This window comes from Pseudomonas rhizozeae (genome assembly GCF_031583775.1).
GTDB lineage: Bacteria > Pseudomonadota > Gammaproteobacteria > Pseudomonadales > Pseudomonadaceae > Aquipseudomonas.
In genome coordinates, this window is the sequence record NZ_JAVLSB010000010.1 from 61,088 (window position 1) to 78,809 (window position 17,722).

Annotated in this window: 12 protein-coding genes and 1 tRNA gene; 6 read left to right on the forward strand and 7 right to left on the reverse strand. The window is 62.1% G+C overall.

Going from position 1 to position 17,722, the window contains the following annotated elements; all coding sequences use genetic code 11:
• Positions 1–44: 44 nt before the first annotated feature.
• On the forward strand, positions 45–287 hold the full coding sequence (locus tag RG836_RS02330; RefSeq protein WP_310842877.1) for a hypothetical protein: 243 nt from the start codon (positions 45–47) through the stop codon (positions 285–287).
• Between the two features lie 123 nt (positions 288–410).
• A complete protein-coding gene (locus RG836_RS02335; RefSeq protein ID WP_310842879.1) occupies positions 411–941 on the forward strand; it encodes a phage infection protein in 531 nt (176 codons plus the stop codon).
• A 48-nt stretch (positions 942–989) separates the two neighbouring features.
• Here the strand turns inward: RG836_RS02335 and RG836_RS02340 are convergent.
• The 7 genes from RG836_RS02340 to fdnG all read right to left on the reverse strand — a co-directional run bounded on the left by RG836_RS02340 (position 990) and on the right by fdnG (position 10,064).
• Positions 990–1,085, reverse strand: a tRNA-Sec gene (locus RG836_RS02340).
• Positions 1,086–1,092: 7 nt separating this feature from the next.
• Positions 1,093–3,012, reverse strand: coding sequence for a selenocysteine-specific translation elongation factor (gene selB / locus RG836_RS02345; protein ID WP_310842881.1), 1,920 nt, complete (start codon positions 3,010–3,012; stop codon positions 1,093–1,095).
• Complete coding sequence (selA, locus tag RG836_RS02350; protein WP_310842883.1) at positions 3,009–4,436, reverse strand: L-seryl-tRNA(Sec) selenium transferase; 1,428 nt, start codon at positions 4,434–4,436, stop codon at positions 3,009–3,011. The genes selB and selA overlap by 4 nt, the downstream gene beginning before the upstream one ends.
• A gap of 50 nt (positions 4,437–4,486) precedes the next feature.
• The gene (gene fdhE, locus RG836_RS02355) at positions 4,487–5,413 is read right to left on the reverse strand and encodes a formate dehydrogenase accessory protein FdhE (protein ID WP_310842884.1); all 927 of its coding nucleotides are present in this window, start codon (positions 5,411–5,413) and stop codon (positions 4,487–4,489) included.
• Positions 5,410–6,063 (reverse strand): formate dehydrogenase subunit gamma, encoded by a 654-nt coding sequence (locus RG836_RS02360; RefSeq protein ID WP_310842885.1) that lies wholly within the window; start codon positions 6,061–6,063, stop codon positions 5,410–5,412. The genes fdhE and RG836_RS02360 overlap by 4 nt, the downstream gene beginning before the upstream one ends.
• Positions 6,060–6,998 (reverse strand): formate dehydrogenase subunit beta, encoded by a 939-nt coding sequence (fdxH, locus tag RG836_RS02365; RefSeq protein ID WP_310842887.1) that lies wholly within the window; start codon positions 6,996–6,998, stop codon positions 6,060–6,062. The genes RG836_RS02360 and fdxH overlap by 4 nt, the downstream gene beginning before the upstream one ends.
• Positions 6,999–10,064, reverse strand: a complete 3,066-nt coding sequence (gene fdnG, locus RG836_RS02370; RefSeq protein ID WP_310842889.1) for a formate dehydrogenase-N subunit alpha — start codon at positions 10,062–10,064, stop codon at positions 6,999–7,001.
• Between the two features lie 345 nt (positions 10,065–10,409).
• Here fdnG and RG836_RS02375 point away from each other — a divergent pair, with 345 nt between their 5' ends.
• The 4 genes from RG836_RS02375 (at position 10,410) to RG836_RS02390 (ending at position 17,626) form a co-directional block, all read left to right on the forward strand.
• Positions 10,410–11,558, forward strand: a complete 1,149-nt coding sequence (locus RG836_RS02375) for a MalY/PatB family protein (RefSeq protein WP_310842890.1) — start codon at positions 10,410–10,412, stop codon at positions 11,556–11,558.
• A 159-nt stretch (positions 11,559–11,717) separates the two neighbouring features.
• Positions 11,718–12,575, forward strand: coding sequence for an SDR family oxidoreductase (locus RG836_RS02380; protein WP_310842891.1), 858 nt, complete (start codon positions 11,718–11,720; stop codon positions 12,573–12,575).
• A 126-nt stretch (positions 12,576–12,701) separates the two neighbouring features.
• Positions 12,702–13,313: a Yip1 family protein gene (locus RG836_RS02385; RefSeq protein WP_310842892.1), complete on the forward strand. Its 612-nt coding sequence runs from the start codon at positions 12,702–12,704 to the stop codon at positions 13,311–13,313.
• Between the two features lie 179 nt (positions 13,314–13,492).
• On the forward strand, positions 13,493–17,626 hold the full coding sequence (locus RG836_RS02390; RefSeq protein WP_310842893.1) for a CheR family methyltransferase: 4,134 nt from the start codon (positions 13,493–13,495) through the stop codon (positions 17,624–17,626).
• Positions 17,627–17,722: the final 96 nt, after the last annotated feature.

The window sequence follows — 17,722 nt, forward strand, 5'->3', positions numbered from 1 at the left end:
CCGATGGAGCCGTCCACTCGATTGCGTTCACGGTGGACCTGAACATGACCTTGCAGCGTTTGTGCCAGTCCCCGGACAGACACTGGCGGGATGCCGTGCAGGCCACGTGGTTGGCGGGGCCGGGGCTTTTTATCAGGGCGACATTGCTGTTGGCCGGAATCAGCGAGGTTGCCTTGAGTTGGTGCGTGACCGGATCGCGCGGCGATATAAAAGTGCAGATTGCGCCGCTCATACTTCGGTATGAGGGCAATCACACCCATGTATTCCCGTCGGGCACCAAGGCATAAGTGACGCCGTTATCAGGCTCTTTACACTGATGCCATGGCCACGTGATTGGTTGGCCGACTGATCTTGCGACTGATCGCAGTCGCCCCACCCTCCCTGCCTGTCTTGACTTGATGGTGAACCCAATGAATACCCGCAAATCCCTATTGGCCCTGGCGTTCCTCGCCAGCAGCAGCCTGCTCGCCCTGACCTCCCACGCCGCCGAAGCACTGTCCGACACCGGCATCGGCCGCGCCGGTAGCGAAGATGCCGCCCAACCGCTGATTCAACACAGCACGCCCAAAACGTCCGCCAAAACCGTCGCGCAGGATGGCTCGGATCGATTGAAACAGAATCAAGTGGCTGAGGGCGGCGCGGAGCGGTTGCGTGAGCGCAATGCAGTGGCGTCGGACGGCTCTGATCGCCTGAAGCAGAACCAAGTGGCTGAAGGTGGCGCGGAGCGGTTGCGTGAGCGCAATGCCGTTGCGTCAGACGGTTCGGATCGATTGAAGCAGAATCAAGTGGCCGAGGGTGGTGCGGAGCGGTTGCGTGAGCGCAATCAAGTGGCTGAAGGCGGTTCCGATCGCCTGCGGCAGAACCGCTCCTTGGCGGACAGTGGCTATGACTTCGACATGAGTGCCGATGCGCAAAGCTCATTCTGCTACGCCTGCCGCTGATCCCTACTGGCCCACTCGCCACAAAGGCTGTTCATCTTCGTTGTTGACTGGCGGAAGGCAGCAGGAGTCGAACATGCCCGGGAACGGATGCCGTCCCCAACCGGGTTTGAAGCCCGGCCGCGCCACCGGGCGCGATTGCCTTCCTTGAAACTCAAGCCCCGGTCCTCAGAGCCAGGGCGTTGTCGGCGCGGATCTGGCGCTTGTCGCCCAAGCGCCGGGTCAGGCCAATGCGGTCGAAATATTCGAGAATCTGCACACTGCGCTTGCGCCCCAGTCCCACCGCATCGCGGAACGCCGCCACCTGGATCACCGGCTCCAGCGCCGCCAGTTGCACAAGCATAGCCGCCAATCGACGCACTGTCGGCTCCGGGTAGAACAGGTCGCGCACCACTTGATGCACACGCCCCAACCGCGCCAGTTTGCGCAACAGCGCCCGTACCGAGGCCTCGTCACTGTGCACGCTGCGCGCCAGATCGCGCACCCATGGCGGATCGAACTGCGCGGCGTTCAGCAGCGGCACAAGCAATGCCCACAATGCCTCTTCCCCTTCGGTCAACCGGACCTGATGCGCCGGCAGGTGCAACCACGGACCACTCGCGACCATCGCGCCGCTGGCCAGCGCTTCGTCGACCAGGCTCAGGAACGCAGGGCGCTCCAGTGCCGTGCCGGCGAAACGCCGCAAGCGGTCGCGATCAGGTCCGGTGTGGTCCGGCTCCTGCTCGTGGAAACGCGCCAATTGGTCCAGCAACTCGGTTTTCAACAAGTCCCAGCGCTCGGTGCTGAACAGCCGAGCGCCTTGACGGGTATGGATCAGCCGCACCGCGTCAGGCAATTGCCAGGTCGCGGCGGGACGATTGAACTGCTGCGCCAACCGCTGCGGGTCGAGGCCGGTGGCGCTGTAGGCGAGCAAGGTGGGCAGCGCCTGCTCAAGGCTTGCGCATGTCGCCAGGGTATGCAATTGCGCCAGGCGCTCATGACTGCGCCGTTGTCGGGCGGGGGCAAAGGGGTCAAGCACGCGACCGCCGCCGAGGGTGCGCTGGGCGTTCTGATCGCGCAGGATCAAGGGATCGCCATGCACCGCCTGCACTGGCGCGTTCACCAGTAATTGCGCGAGCATCCGCCCGCCGGGCATCAGTTGCGTACCTTCGAGCAAGGCCACCCGAGCGGTGACGTCTTGGGTGCCGAGGTGCAGGTGCACGCCACGAAAATGCTCGAATGCGCTGGCTTCGCTGGCCAGCAGCTGCATCTCGATGTCGAGCCGTTGGGTCGGCGCAAACAACCCGTCCGCCACCAGCCAATCGCCGCGATGAATCTGGTCCAGGGCCAGGCGTTCGGCGCTGAGATTCAGCGCCACCCGTTGCCCGGCGACGGCGACCTCGGCGGCCTGGTTCTGCGCATGCAGGCCGCGCACCCGCACCGGTTTGCCCTGAGCGCCAAGCAGCAGCATGTCGCCCACCGTCACCTGCCCGGCCAGTGCGGTACCTGTGACCACAATCCCGGCGCCCGCCACGCTGAACGCTCGATCAATCGCCAGGCGAAAGCCACCGGCCACCGGGCGCGCCCGAACCTCGCGCTGCACCTCCAGCAGTGCCTCGCGCAAGGCGTCGACGCCCTCCCCGGTCACGCTCGACAGCGCCAGCAACGGCGCATCGGCATAGGGGCCGGGCGCCAGCAGCGTGCTGATCTGTTGGCGCACCAGCGCCAGCCGTGCAGGGTCTACCCGATCAATCTTGCTGATCGCCACCATGGCACGGGCAATCCCCAGCAATTCGACAATCGCCAGATGCTCGCGGGTTTGCGGCATCACCCCGTCATCGGCCGCCACCACCAACAACACCAGATCGATGCCTTGGGCGCCGGCGAGCATGTTGTGGGTGAAGCGCTCATGCCCCGGCACGTCGATAAACCCGGTCAGGCCCGCGTCCGGCTCCAGCTGGGCGTACAAATAGCCGAGGTCGATGGTCATGCCGCGCTCACGCTCCTCGCGGCGGCGGTCACCCTGTTGCCCGGTCAGGGCCTGAAGCAACGCGGTTTTGCCGTGATCGATATGCCCGGCGGTGCCGACTATCACCGGTTGGCCTCCTCAGCGAGGTGACCGAGTTGCCCGCGAAAGCCGTCCTCGTCGTCCAGTTGCCGCAGGTCCAGCCACAGCGCATCGTCGTCGACACGGCCGAGCACGGGGATCGGCAAGTCACGCAAGTGCGCTTCCAAGCCGTGTAGCTGCCGGCCCCGCAAGCGTTTGCTGGTCAGCGGCCGCAGGCACAGCGCGGCACTGGGCAAGCGCGCCACCGGTTGGCTGCCGCTGCCGATCATCCCCAGCGCTGGCACCGCGCTGACCGCCCAACCAGCGCCCAGGGTGGCGGCGAACAGCGGTTGCAGGCGCTCGGCTTGGGCGAGGATGTCGACTTGTGGCCGGGTCAACAGTCGCAAGCTGGGTAAACGCTCGGCCAGGCGATCGGGATTGCGATAAAGCCCCAACACTGCTTCCAGCGCAGCGAGGGTCAATTTGTCGACCCGCAACGCCCGTTTCAGCGGGTTTTTCTTGATTTTGCCGATCAGCTCTTTGCGCCCCACGATCAACCCGGCCTGCGGTCCGCCGAGCAGTTTGTCGCCGCTGAAAGTGACAATGTCGGCGCCATCCAGCAGCGCCTGGCGCACTGTCGGTTCGGCCGGGAGGCCCCACCGTGTGAGGTCCAGCAGACTGCCGCTGCCGAGGTCTTCAAGCAGCGGCAAGCCGTGCCGGTGCGCCAGCTCGGCGAGCTCGGCAGTCGGCACCCGCGCGGTGAAGCCGTCGATGTGATAGTTGCTGGCGTGAACGCGCATCAGCAGGCCGCTGCGCGGGTTGATCGCCGCTTCGTAATCTTTGGCGTGGGTGCGGTTGGTGGTGCCGACCTCGTGCAGTTTGACCCCGGCACGGGCCATGATGTCGGGAATGCGGAAAGCGCCGCCGATTTCGATCAACTCGCCACGGGAAATGATGCCTTCCTTGCGCGCCCCCAGGCTATTGAGGGTCAGCAGTACCGCAGCGGCATTGTTGTTGACCACGGTCACGGCCTCGGCGCCGGTCAGGTCGCGGATCAGCCCTTCGATCAACTCGTCGCGGTCACCTCGTTTGCCGCTGCCCAGGTCGAATTCCAGGTTCAGCGGGTAGCGCGCGGCGATCTGAACCGCTTCGATGGCTTCGTCCGGCAACAGCGCCCGGCCGAGGTTGGTGTGCAGCACCGTGCCGGTGAGGTTGAACACCCGCCGCACCCGGCTACGGTGCTGGATCGCCAAGCGTTCAGCGACCCGCCCCGCCAACACCGCCGGACTCAGCTCCGCAGCGCCTAACTGGCCGTGGCGCACCGGCTCGCGCACGTCATCGAGCAATTGCCGCAGGCTGGCGAGCAAGGCGTCGCGGCCGTAGCGTTCGGCCAATGGCTGGCAAGCGGGATCACGCAACAGGCTGTCGATCGAGGGCAAACGCGCGACTGCAGGGGAAACACTGGAGGACATCGAAGGCTCCGCAGGCAAATGGACCGTCGAGGCTCAGTGTAGACCGTTGTTCAGTCGCCTCCTGGCGCCAACAGCAGATTCGGCGCGGGACGCTGATAGTCCTCCTGCTCCAGACGCATGTCCAGCAACAGGCTGCTCAAATCGGCGGACAAGGCTTCGGCCTCGGCGTCGTTTTCCAGGTACAGCAGCTTCAGGTAACTGTTGCAGCCGGGGCAGACTTCCACACGTAACGGCGCTTGGTTGGCGGCGTGACGATCATCTTCCAGGCTCAGGTAATCCAAGCCTTTGCTTTGTTCGCAGTACACGCATTTGACCCGCACCACGTGCCATTCGCAGGCACACAACGAGCACACCAGATAGCGCAAACCATTGAACTTGCCGCGCTGGCGAATCACCCCGGCCATGGCCGGCGAGCCACAGCACGGGCATTGGCTGAGGCTGTCGCCGGGCTTCAGCTCCAGAGTGGGCGTGCTCAACAGCCAATGGCTCCACGCCGCTTGAAGAGCTGCGCCGAGAAGCGGCACCAGCGCCGCTGGCAGCATCGCATACTGCCCACAGACCAGCGCCAGTGCCCAACTCTTCTGCTGCCCCGGCTCGGCGTTGTGCAGGGTCGACACCGCGTTGGCCACCGCTGGATTTGCCGCCGCGTCGTAACGTCGCAACAAAGCTTCGAGGAACGGCAACCAGGCGCCCTCGCGCACCAGGCTCTCGGCGGCGAACGGCGGCAAGCCGTGCTCCAGGCATTGCGCGATCCGCAGCGGATCCGGGGCGACGGTGCTGGGGGGCTGGTCCAGCAGACTTTGCTGCACGCGACACAACCCGGCGATCAGCCGCAGATACAATGCCATCGGATGCCCTTCAGCCAAGTGTTCCAGACGCAACGCCCGCAGGTGAAACAGATCCGCCGGTGGCCGCTGCAGAAACGGCGGCGAACTGGCGGCGGCTTCGATCTGTCCGGGTTCGAGAATCGTCCTCAAGGCCTCATCCTTTTCTGCGGGTCGGGCTGTTCGTCGCGGGTCACTTCGCGGTACCAGAGTTCATGGTGTTTCTTCGCCCAGGCGCGGCTGACCCAACCGTGCAACATGGCGCTGACCGAGCCTTTGATCCAGATCCCGGCGTAAATGTGCACGATGATGCTCAACACCAGCACAAACCCGGCCAAAGCATGCAGCAGCATGGCGAAGCGAATGCTGCTGATGCCGAAATACACGCTGAAGTACGCGCGCCAGATCACCAGCCCGCTGAACAGCAGCACCAGCATGCACAGCAGCAGGGTCCAGAACAGCAGCTTCTGCCCGGGGTTGTACTTGCCGATCGGCGGCACGCCCTCCTCTTCGTTGCGGATTACCCGGTCGATGCGCTTGAGCCACACACCATCGTTGCGGATGAACAGGTTACGCCGCCAGAAACTCAGTACCAGACCGAGGAAAAACACGAACATCGCCACGCCCATGAACGGGTGCAGGATGCGCGTCCACGGCCCGCCGCCGAACAAATGGCTGAGCCAGAACAGTGCCGGGTGAAACAGCGCCAGCCCGGACAATGCCGCCATGAAAAACAGAATCGCCACCAGCCAGTGATTGGTCCGCTGGTTGGACGTGTAACGCAGGATGGGTTTGCGAATCATGGCCGATCCTCCGGTCCGCGCGGGTCATAGAGGTGCACCGACGGATCGACCTGATGCACCGCCGGATCAGGCCGTACCGGCACTTCGTCTTCCTCGACCCGTTGCGGGCCAACCCGCACATAGTGGAAGAACCCCGCCAGCACTGCCGCGCCCATGGCCAGCAAGGCCAGGGGTTTGCTGACGCCTTTCCACAGCGCCACCATCGGGCTGATCACCGGCGCATTCGGCAACCCGGCGTACACCTGCGGCGTGTCGGCGTGGTGCAGCACGTACATCACGTGGGTGCCGCCAACACCGGGCGGGTCGTACAGGCCGGCGTTCTCGAAGCCGCGACTTTTCAGGTCGACGATGCGCTCGGCGGCGTGTTCCTTCATGTCGTCCTTGCTGCCGAAGACGATGGCGCCGGTAGGGCAAGTTTTTACGCAGGCCGGCTCCAGGCCAACGGCCACGCGGTCGGAGCACAATGTGCACTTGTAGGCCTTGTGGTCCTTTTGCGAGATGCGCGGAATATTGAATGGGCAACCGGTGATGCAATAACCGCAACCGATGCAGTGATCCTGATCGAAATCGACGATGCCGTTGGCGTGCTTGATGATTGCGCCAGGGCTCGGGCACGCGGCCAGGCAACCGGGCTCGGCGCAGTGCATGCAGCCGTCCTTGCGGATCAGCCATTCGAGGTTACCGGCGTCGGTTTCGTGTTCGGTAAAGCGCATCAGGGTCCAGGTCTCGGCCGTGAGGTCCTGGGGGTTGTCGTAGGTGCCGAGGCTATGGCCGACCTCGTCGCGCAGCTCGTTCCATTCCGAGCAGGCGACTTGGCAGGCCTTGCAGCCGATGCACTTGGTGGTGTCGATCAGCTTCGCCACCGGGTCCTGGTGGCGCACGGAGGGTGACACCGTGGTGGTGGCCGAACGGGCAATGATGTCTTGGCTGGCCATCTAGGCTTTCTCCACGTTGACCAGGAACGACTTCGATTCCGGGGTTTGTGAATTACCATCGCCGAGGAACGGCACCAGGGTGTTGGTCAGGTAGCCGTGACGCGTCAGGCCGGTGAAACCCCAGTGCAACGGAATGCCAATGTGGTGCACCACCTGGCCGTTGACCTGTAACGGCCGGATGCGTTTGGTCACCACCGCCACCGCTTCGATAAAGCCGCGCTTGCTGCTGACACGCACCTTGTCGCCCGCCACGATGCCCTTCTCGTTCGCCAGCACTTCACCGATCTCGACGAATTGCTCCGGCTGGGCGATCGCGTTGAGCCGGGCGTGTTTGCTCCAGAAGTGGAAATGCTCGGTGAGCCGGTAACTGGTGGCTGCATAGGGGTAATCCTTGGCCACGCCGAGGCTCGGCCACACTGAATCGAAGATTCGCGCCGCCGGGTTGCTGGTGGCGTTTTTATTTTGAGGGTGCAACGGGTTGATGCCGATCGGCGTTTCGAAGGGTTCGTAATGCTCGGGGAATGGCCCTTCGTTCATCTTGTCGACGGCAAAGAACCGCGCGACGCCCTCGGGATTCATGATGAACGGGTTCATGCCGTCCTGCGGCGCCGAGTCAGCCTTGAAATCCGGCACATCGGTGCCGCCCCAGGCCTTGCCGTTCCACCACACCAGGCGTTTGTTCTCGGCCCATGGCTTGCCTTGCGGATCGCAAGAGGCGCGGTTGTAGAGAATCCGCCGGTTGGCCGGCCAGGCCCAGGCCCAGCCTTGGTGTTGCTTCATGCCGAACGGATCGCTGTTGTCACGCCGAGCCATCTGGTTGCCGGTCTCGGTCCAGCTGCCGCAGAAAATCCAGCAGCCGGACGCGGTGCTGCCGTCATCCTTGAGCAAACCGAAGCCCGCCAATTGCGCGCCGCCCTTGATCGCCGCGCCAGTGGCGTCGGTGAAGTCGGTGGTGGCGGCGCCGTTGATTTCCTTGGCCAGCTCTTCCGGTGATGGCTCATCGGCAATCTTGTACGGCCACGACAGTTTCAGCAGCGGCTCGGCATAGGCGCCGCCGTTGGCCTGATAACGCTGACGCAGGCGCAGGAACAGCTCCGCCATGATGTTCACGTCGGTGCGCGCTTCTCCCGGCCCGTCCGCACCTTTCCAGTGCCATTGCAGCCATCGACTGCTGTTGACCAGCGAGCCGTCCTCCTCGGCGAAGCAGGTGGTGGGCAGGCGAATGACTTCGGTCTGGATGTCGGCGGTGCTGACGTCGTTGTACGGCCCGACGTTTTTCCAGAACTCCGAGGTTTCGGTGGCCAGCGGGTCCATGATCACCAGCCATTTGAGCTTGGCCAGTGCCTTCATCACCCGATTTTTATCCGGTAACGCGGCAATCGGGTTGAAGCCTTGGCACATGTACCCGTTGACCTTGCCTTCGCCCATCATTTCGAACATGCGCAGGATGTCGTAGCTCGGCAGGTCGAGCTTCGGCAAGTAGTCGTAGCCCCAGTGGTTCTCGGCGGTGGCATTGGCGCCGTACCAGGCTTTCATCAGGCTGACGTGGAACTTGCCGTAATTCTGCCAGTACGACAGTTGCCCTGGCCGCAGTGGTTTGAGCGTGCGCTTGGCGATGTAGGCGTTGTAGTCCTGCTCGGCGTCCACCGCCAGGGTCAGGTAACCCGGCAGCGAGTTGGAGAGCAGGCCGAGGTCGGTCAGGCCCTGGATGTTGGAGTGGCCGCGCAAGGCATTGACCCCGCCACCCGGCATGCCGACGTTGCCCAGCAGCAGTTGCACCATCGCCGCGCTGCGGATGATCTGCGAGCCGATGGAGTGCTGGGTCCAGCCAAGGGCATAGAGGATCGTCATGGTCTTGCCCGGTTGCGAGCAGGTGGCGATCTCTTCCCAGATCTTCCTCATCGCTTCCACTGGCATGCCGCAAATCTGGCTGGCCAGGTCGATGCTGTAACGGCTGTAGTGGGCTTTCATCAACTGGTAGACGCAGCGCGGGTCTTGCAGGGTCGGGTCGACCTTCACAAAACCGTCTTCACCCAGTTCATAACTCCAGCCGGACTTGTCAGTGTAATTGCGCTTAGCGACGTCGTAGCCGCTGAAAATGCCGTCTTCGAAGCCATACCCAGCGCTGACGATGAACGACATGTCGGTGTAGCTGCGCACGTATTCGTGCTGGATTTTGTCTTCCGTCAGCAGGTAATTGATCAAGCCGCCCATGAAGGCAATGTCAGTGCCGGTGCGGATCGGCGCGTAATAGTCGGCCACCGAGGCGGTGCGGGTAAAACGCGGGTCGACCACGATCAGTCGGGCTGCGTTATGCGCCTTGGCTTCGGTCACCCATTTGAAACCGCAAGGGTGTGCTTCTGCTGCGTTGCCGCCCATCACCAGGATCAGATTCGCGTTGGCGATATCCGTCCAGGTATTGGTCATGGCACCACGGCCGTACGTCGGGGCAAGACTTGCCACCGTCGGGCCGTGTCAGACACGCGCCTGGTTATCGAACCCCAGCATGCCGAGGCTGCGAATCACTTTGTGGGTGATGTAGCCCGCTTCGTTGGACGCTGCCGATGCCGCGAGGAAACCCGTGGTCAGCCAGCGGTTGACGGTCTCGCCCTTGGCGTTTTTCTCGATGAAGTTGGCGTCGCGGTCGGCCTTCATCAGGTCGGCCACGCGGTCCAGGGCCTCATCCCAGGAAATCCGCGTCCATTCATTGCTCCCGGCCTTGCGTATTTCCGGGTACTGCAAGCGGCTGGGGCTGTGAATGAAGTCGAGCAGGCCCGCGCCTTTCGGGCACAGGGTGCCGCGATTGACCGGATGATCGGCGTCGCCCTCGATATGGATGATGTGTTGCGCGACATTCTTCGCCGCATCGCCCTGGCTGTACATGATCAAGCCGCAGCCGACCGAGCAATACGGGCAGGTGTTGCGGGTTTCATGGGTGTGGGCGAGCTTGAAGTGGCGCACCTGCTCGGCGAAGGCCAGCGTCGGGGCCATGCCCAACGCGCCCAGGCTCGAGCCTGCAAGGCCGATACCAGCGACCTTGAAGAACTGACGACGGCTGAGATCCATCGTGCACTCCTGATCAGGTGGATACCCGGTACGTTGCCGGGGATTCTGGACAATCACGGATGCCGGCGCTGTCGCAACCGACAGCCTCAAGCCTAGCCAAGGCTGGCCGGGGTGCAAGATGAAAACCGACCGTCGGGCTTGCAGCTTGCAGCTTGTCGCCTATCGCTTAAGGCTGTTGGCGCCCCTATGGGAGCTGGCTTGCCAGCGATGGCGTCATCCCTGCCAGCCTACTCACCTGACCCGCCGCTTCGCGAACAGGCTTGCCCCCACAAGAATGGTTCCGCCCTCGTGCGGTTGGCAGCTATCATGCCCGCCATCACTACCCTCCGTATTTTGAGACCACGCATGACTTTCGACTTCGACCAGGTGTACGACCGCCACAACACCGGCAGCAGCAAATGGAGCCGTTACCCGGCCGATGTCTTGCCGATGTGGGTCGCCGACATGGATTTCGCTGCGCCGCCGGTGATTATCCAGGCCCTGCAAAAACGCCTGGAACACCCGATGGTCGGCTACAGCGTGCCGCAACAGGACCTGCGCGAAGCGATCGTTGCCGATTTATGGGCCAAGTACGCCTGGGACGTGCAGCCGCAAGAATTGATCTTCCTGCCTGGGGTCGAGTCCGGGGTCAACATGGCGCTGAAAGCGCTTGTGCAGCCACAGCAGAACGTCGTGGTGCAAACCCCCAACTACCCGCCGCTGCGGCATGCGCCGGGGCATTGGGGCTTGAACAAGGTGGAACTGGAATTCGTCGCACAAGTCGACGGCACCTACACTACCCCCCTGGACACCCTGCGCGAGAGCCTGTCCGGTGGTGGTGCCTTGCTGCTGAGCAACCCGCACAACCCGGTCGGCAAGGTCTTCCCCCGGGACGAACTGCAAGCGGTGGCCGATATCTGCCTGCAACAGGACGCCTGGATCATCTCCGATGAAATCCATGCCGAGCTGTGCTTCGACGGCCGTGTGCACACCCCCACTGCATCCCTCAGCCCGGCCATCGCCAAGCGCACCGTCACCCTGATGTCGGCGAGCAAGGCGTTCAATATCGCCGGGCTGAAAACCTCCTACATGATCATCCAGGACACCGCCCTGCGTGAGAGAGTCAACCACGCCCGTTGCGGCATGGTCGACAGCGTCAACCCGCTGGGCATGGAAGCCACCCGCGTCGCCTACAGCGAGGGTGGCCCGTGGTTGAACGCATTGAAAACTTACCTGCAAAGTAATCGGGATTTCCTGGTGCAAGCCGTGAAAACACGTCTGCCCGGCGTCACCATGACTATCCCGCAAGGCACCTACCTGGCCTGGCTCGACTGCTCGGCGCTCGAGCTCGATAACCCACAGCAGTTTTTCCTCCATCAAGCCAAAGTCGGCCTCAGCCCTGGCCTGGACTTCGGCGACCACGCCCAACAGTTCGTGCGCCTTAATTTCGGCTGCCCACGCGCACTGCTCGAAGAAGGCCTGGCACGAATGGAACGCGCCCTGCTGGCCCGCTGATGACAAGGCGTTCCCGCGCGCGGCGTGGGAACGATCTCCATGCTGCACCTCATCCGACTGCCGACACATCCAACCGAACTCCCATCAAAAGCCTTGGGTCAACCCTCCACGAGCGGTACTGACCCGCGATTTCGTTGCTTTGCTGACAGGAGATTCATGATGACTGACTATCCCCGCCCGCCATTCCGCCCGCAGCCGCAATCAGTGCCCGGTAGCCAGCGCAAGATGGAGCCGTACCCCGATTGTGGTGAGCAGAGCTATAAAGGCTCGGGCCGCCTGGCGAACAAGATTGCCTTGATCACCGGCGCCGACAGCGGCATCGGTCGCGCGGTGGCGATTGCCTTTGCCCGAGAAGGCGCTGACGTGGCGATTGCCTATCTCGACGAACACGAAGATGCCCAGGAAACCGCGCGCTGGGTCGAACAGGCCGGTCGTCAGTGCCTACTGCTGCCCGGCGATCTGGCGCAAAAAGCCGAGTGCCAGAAAGTGGTCGACGACACCCTCGAACACTTCGGCCGCCTCGACGTACTGGTAAACAACGCGGCGTTCCAGATGACCCACGAAAACTTCGAAGACATCAGCGACGATGAATGGGTGAAAACCTTCGATATCAACATCACTGCCATGTTCCGGATTTGCCAGGCTGCGGTGAAGCACATGAAACCCGGTGCCTCGATCATCAACACCAGTTCGGTCAACTCCGACATGCCCAAGCCGACGTTGCTGGCCTACGCCACCACCAAAGGCGCGATCGCCAACTTTACCGGTGGCTTGGCGCAGTTGCTCGGGCCAAAAGGCATTCGGGTCAACAGCGTGGCGCCGGGGCCGATCTGGACGCCGCTGATCGTCGCGACCATGACCGATGAAGATGTCGAGAATTTTGGCGGCGAAACTCCGCTCGGCCGTCCTGGGCAACCGGTGGAGGTAGCGCCGATCTACGTGCTGCTGGCCTCGGACGAGTCCAGTTACACCTCGGGTTCACGGTATGCCGTGACCGGTGGCAAACCGATCCTTTAAAAGCTGCATGGGCAGCGGCGACGCTGTTCGCCCTGCCCTGCATAAAAAATGAACTGCGCCGCCAGGGCATGCCTCAAAACCCGTAGAGCGCCCAATTGGCGGGCCATACAGCATTTGGAGGTGATCATGTCCGCGCCTATCGTCAAACTGTTTACCCAGCCCAACTTCGCCTGGACGGACATTCGTCACGAAGAAGAAGCGCATCCGCGTCATTATCTGGCGCACTTGCTGCTGCTGGCGCTGATTCCTACGGTCTGCCTGTTCATCGGTACCACCCAGGTCGGCTGGAGCCTGGCGGAAAACGAAACGGTCAAGCTCAGCAGCGCCAGCGCGCTGCAACTCTGCGCGCTGCTGTACGTGACGATTCTCGCCGGTGTTGCGGTAATAGGCGCGTTTATCCGCTGGATGTCCCGCACCTTCGAGGCCCGGCCAACACTTAATCAGTGCATCGGTTTTGCGACCTACACCGCCACGCCGTTATTTCTCGCCGGTATTGCCGGCCTCTACCCGAGCCGCTGGTTGGCGATCATGGTACTGATGGCGGCAGGCGCCTATTCGACGTTCCTGTTGTTCGTCGGCTTGCCGACCTTCATGCACATCAAGAAAGAACAGGGCCTGTTGTACTCGGCAAGCGTCTGGGGCGTGGGTTTGCTGGTGCTGGTGACCATTCTGGTGAAAATGATCCTGCTGTGGTTCAACGTGCTGACGCCGGAATATCTGCGCACGCCGCTGGGTTGAAGATGGCTGTAACGCTTCACCCTCCCTCACCAATTCAACAAGCGGCTCCGGCCGCTTGTCTTGCTCTGGTCCAACGCGGTTTCGCTATCTACGCTCAACCGGATTATCCTTCGCCAACAGGTATTTAGAATTGGCTCGGCCGGGGCATCAAGCCCCGGCGCCGTCCCTAAGGCATACACATGACGTCTTCTTCGAAACAGCCCGATTCCGCTTCACTGGAAAAAGGTGCACAGCCTAGTCATCTGGACTTCCCGGTGGTGGGGATAGGGGCGTCCGCCGGCGGATTGCAGGCGATCAAGCTGTTGTTCGAGAACATGCCCAAAGACAACGGCATGGCGTTTGTGATCATCCTGCACCTGTCGCCCGATCATCTCAGCATTGCCGACAAGATCATCCAGGAAGTCACCGACATGCCGGTGCTGCAAGTCAGCGAAACCGTGGCGATCGAACGCAACCATGTTTATGTGATTTCGCCGGCGCAGCAGCTGGAAATGGACGATGGCTTTTTGCGGGTCAGCCAGGTTAACAAGCGCGAAGGTGCGCGCGTGGCCATCGACCTGTTCTTCCGCGACCTGGCCAACGCGCATCAAGAGCGCGCCTTCTGCGTGGTGCTGTCCGGCACCGGTTCCGACGGCGCCGTGGGCCTGTCGCGAATCAAGGAACAGGGCGGTGTGACCATCGCCCAGGCGCCGGAAGACGCTGAGTTCGACGGCATGCCCAACGCTGCCATCGAAACCCGCAACGTCGATTTGGTGTTACCCGTTGTCGAAATGCCGCAGAAACTCATGGAGCTGTGGCGCAATTCCCGGGAAATTCGCCTGCCCACCGCCGACAACCCTGAACTGCAATTCATTGCACCGCTGTCGGGCCATGACGCGGCCCTGGCTGAGCAATTGCTGCAGGACATTCTGGTGCAACTGCGCAGTGGCACCGGCCACGATTTCAAGCACTACAAACGGGCCACCGTGCTGCGACGTATCGAGCGGCGCATGCAGGTCACCTCGCAGCCTGAACTCGGCGCCTATTACCAGTTTTTGCAAAATAATCCGGATGAAACCAAGGCCCTGCTGGCGGACATGCTGATCGGCGTGACCAATTTTTTCCGTGATCGCGAAGCCTTCGAAGCGCTGGAACGCGACGTACTGCCCAATTTGATCAAGCCCTTGGAGCCCGGCAGCCCCGAGCCCGAGGAAGTGCGTGTCTGGTCCGCCGGCTGCTCGACCGGCGAAGAAGCCTACACCTTGGCCATGCTGGTCACCGACCAGCTACAGCAGGACGCCAGCAGCGCCAAATTGCAGGTGTTCGCCACCGACATTGATGAGCGGGCGATTGCCGCCGGCCGCACCGGGGTCTACAGCGAGGCCATCGTCACCGACGTGCCGCCGTCGAAACTGCGCCAATATTTCATCAAGGAAGACCACCACTATCGGATGCGCAAGGAGATCCGCGAGCGTGTGCTGTTCGCCAAACACAGCCTGTTGTCGGACCCGCCGTTTTCGCAGATCGACCTGATCGTCTGCCGCAACCTGTTGATCTACCTCGACCGCGAAGTGCAGCGCGAGATCCTGCAAATGTTCCACTTCGCCTTGCGCCCCGGCGGCTATCTATTCCTTGGTTCTTCGGAGTCGGCGGACGCCTGCCATGACCTGTTTACCCCGGTGGACAAGCGCAACCGGATTTTCCGCGCCAAGTACGGCACCGCCAGCAGTCGCCGCACGCCGACCATGCCACGCGGTGGCTATGTGCGCAGTCATGTGTCGATCAAGGCACCGGAAATCAGCGTGTCGCGCAAAGTTTCGTTCGCCGACATCCATCAGCGCGCCATCGAGCGGTCGTCGCCGCCGAGCATGATCGTCGACGCCAACGCCGACATCCTGCACATGTCGGAGAGTGCCGGACGTTTCCTGCGGCATGTCGGCGGTGAGTTGTCGCGCAACCTGCTGACGCTGATTCACCCGCAATTGCGTCTGGAACTGCGCACTACCCTGTTCCAGGTGAACCAGAGCGGCGCGGCGGTCAAATCACGCCAGGTCAGCCTCAAGCGAGAGGAACGGCACTTCCTGGTGGATTTGGTCGCGCAACCGTACCGCGACGAAGAATCGGATAACGAATTTGTGTTGGTGGTGTTCGAAGAGCTCGAAGTGGACGCCACCGAAGCATTGCAAGCCGCGACCCAGACTGAAAACCAGGTGCTGTCGAGCCTGGAGCGCGAGCTGCAACGGACCAAGTTGCACCTGCAGGACACGATCGAACAGGCCGAAGTTTCCAGCGAGGAGCTCAAGGCGTCGAACGAGGAGATGCAGGCAATCAACGAGGAGCTGCGTTCGGCCACCGAAGAGCTGGAAACCAGCAAGGAAGAGCTGCAATCGATCAACGAAGAGCTGCTCACCGTCAACTACGAGCTCAAGACCAAGGTTGAAGAAACCGACAAGATAAACGACTACCTGACCAACCTGATCGCCTCCACTGACATTGCCACGGTGTTTGTCGACCGCAGCATGCGCATCAAATGGTTCACCCCGAGGGCCACTGAGATTTTCAGCATGTTGCCAGTGGACACCGGGCGCTCGCTGCTGGACATCACCCATCGTCTGAACTACCCGGACTTGCCCGGCGACGCGGTGGCGGTGTTCGACTCGCTGAATATGATCGAACGGGAAGTCAGTAGCACCGACAATCGCTGGTACATCGCCCGCCTAATGCCGTACCGTTCCAGCGAAGATCGCATTGACGGTACCGTGTTGACCTTTATCGATATCACCAGCCGCCGCGCCGCCGAAGAAGACCTGCGTGTGGGTGAAGAACGCATGCGCCTGGTGGCCGAGAGCACCCGCGACTACGCGATCATCATCATGGACGAACACGGGGTGATCACCAGCTGGAACACCGGCGCTGAGCTGATCTTCGGCTACAGCAAGGCCGAGGCTGAGGGTGTTTACTACGACTTCATTTTCTCCCCGGACGATCGTGCGGACGGCATCCCGGAAAACGAACTGCACGCGGTCCGCACCTATGGCCGACGGGAAGAGGAACGCTGGCATTTGCGCAAGGACGGTAGCCGTTTCTTCTGCAGCGGCGAAATGACGCTGCTCAGCGGCGAGCATTTGCAGGGCTACGTAAAAATTGGCCGCGATCTCACCGGCCACAGGCGTCAACACGAGGAGCAAGTGCTGCATCTGGCGCAAACCCAGAGTTCCAGCCATCTCAAAGACGAGTTCTTCGCGGTCATGTCCCATGAACTCAAGCATCCGCTGAATCTGATCCAGCTCAATGCCGAATTGCTGCGGCGCTTGCCGGTGACCAAATCGGTGACCGCCGCCGCCAAAGCGGTGAATACCATTTGCGATGCAGTGAACAGCCAGGCGCGGATCATCGACGACTTGCTTGATGTCGCACGAGTGCGCACTGGCAAGCTGAAGCTCAAGCGCTTGGCGGTGGATTTGAATCGGGTCTTGCAGGATGTGCACACAGTGGTGATCAACGACCACCACCCGGCCCGTGTCACTTTGCACTTGCCAGACGATGCTGCGCCGTTGGTGATCGATGCCGACCCGACGCGCCTGGAACAGATCATCTGGAACCTGGTGAGCAACGCGCTGAAATTCACTCCGGCCAACGGTCTTGTGCAATTGATTGCTTCGCGGGACGGCAAGATGGCGCGACTGGACGTCAAGGACAGCGGCGTCGGTCTCGATAAACAGAGCTTGCACGAGGTGTTTGATTTGTTTGGTCAGGCGGCCAATCAGCACGCCAACCATCAACGGGAAGGTTTGGGGATCGGCCTGTCGTTGGTGCGGCAACTGGCCGAGGCCCATGGCGGCAGCGTTGACGTCAGCTCCGACGGACTTGGCTTGGGTTGTACCTTCACCCTTCTGATGCCGCTGAGCCATCCTGAAGCGGAAATCACCGCGGTGACACCTGGCGATCGTCAGACGGGGCGCCTGGCCGGGGTGACGGTGTTGCTGATTGATGACTCGCCGGAAGTGCTGGAGACCCTGAAGTTGCTGCTCGAGATGGAAGATGCCCAGGTGATTGCTTTCGATCAACCGGTCGAAGCACTGAAAGCGGCTAAGGCCGGGCGCTACGACGTGGTGATTTCCGACGTCGGCATGCCGGTCATGAACGGCCACGAACTGATGCTCGCCCTGCGCGAACTGCCCCATGTGCAAAACATCCCGGCCATCGCCCTCACCGGCTACGGCGCGCAAAGCGACATCGAAAACGCCCGCAAATCCGGGTTCGACCGGCACATCGGCAAACCGGTGTCCTACGACGACCTGATTGAAACCATTGAGGAACTGCGCCGGACCTAAGTGCCACAGCCGCAGGACTTGTGTGTTGCCCTGATTGCATGACCACTGGAGATCACGGTGGGAGCTGGCTTGCCAGCGATGGCGGTGGGTCAGGCG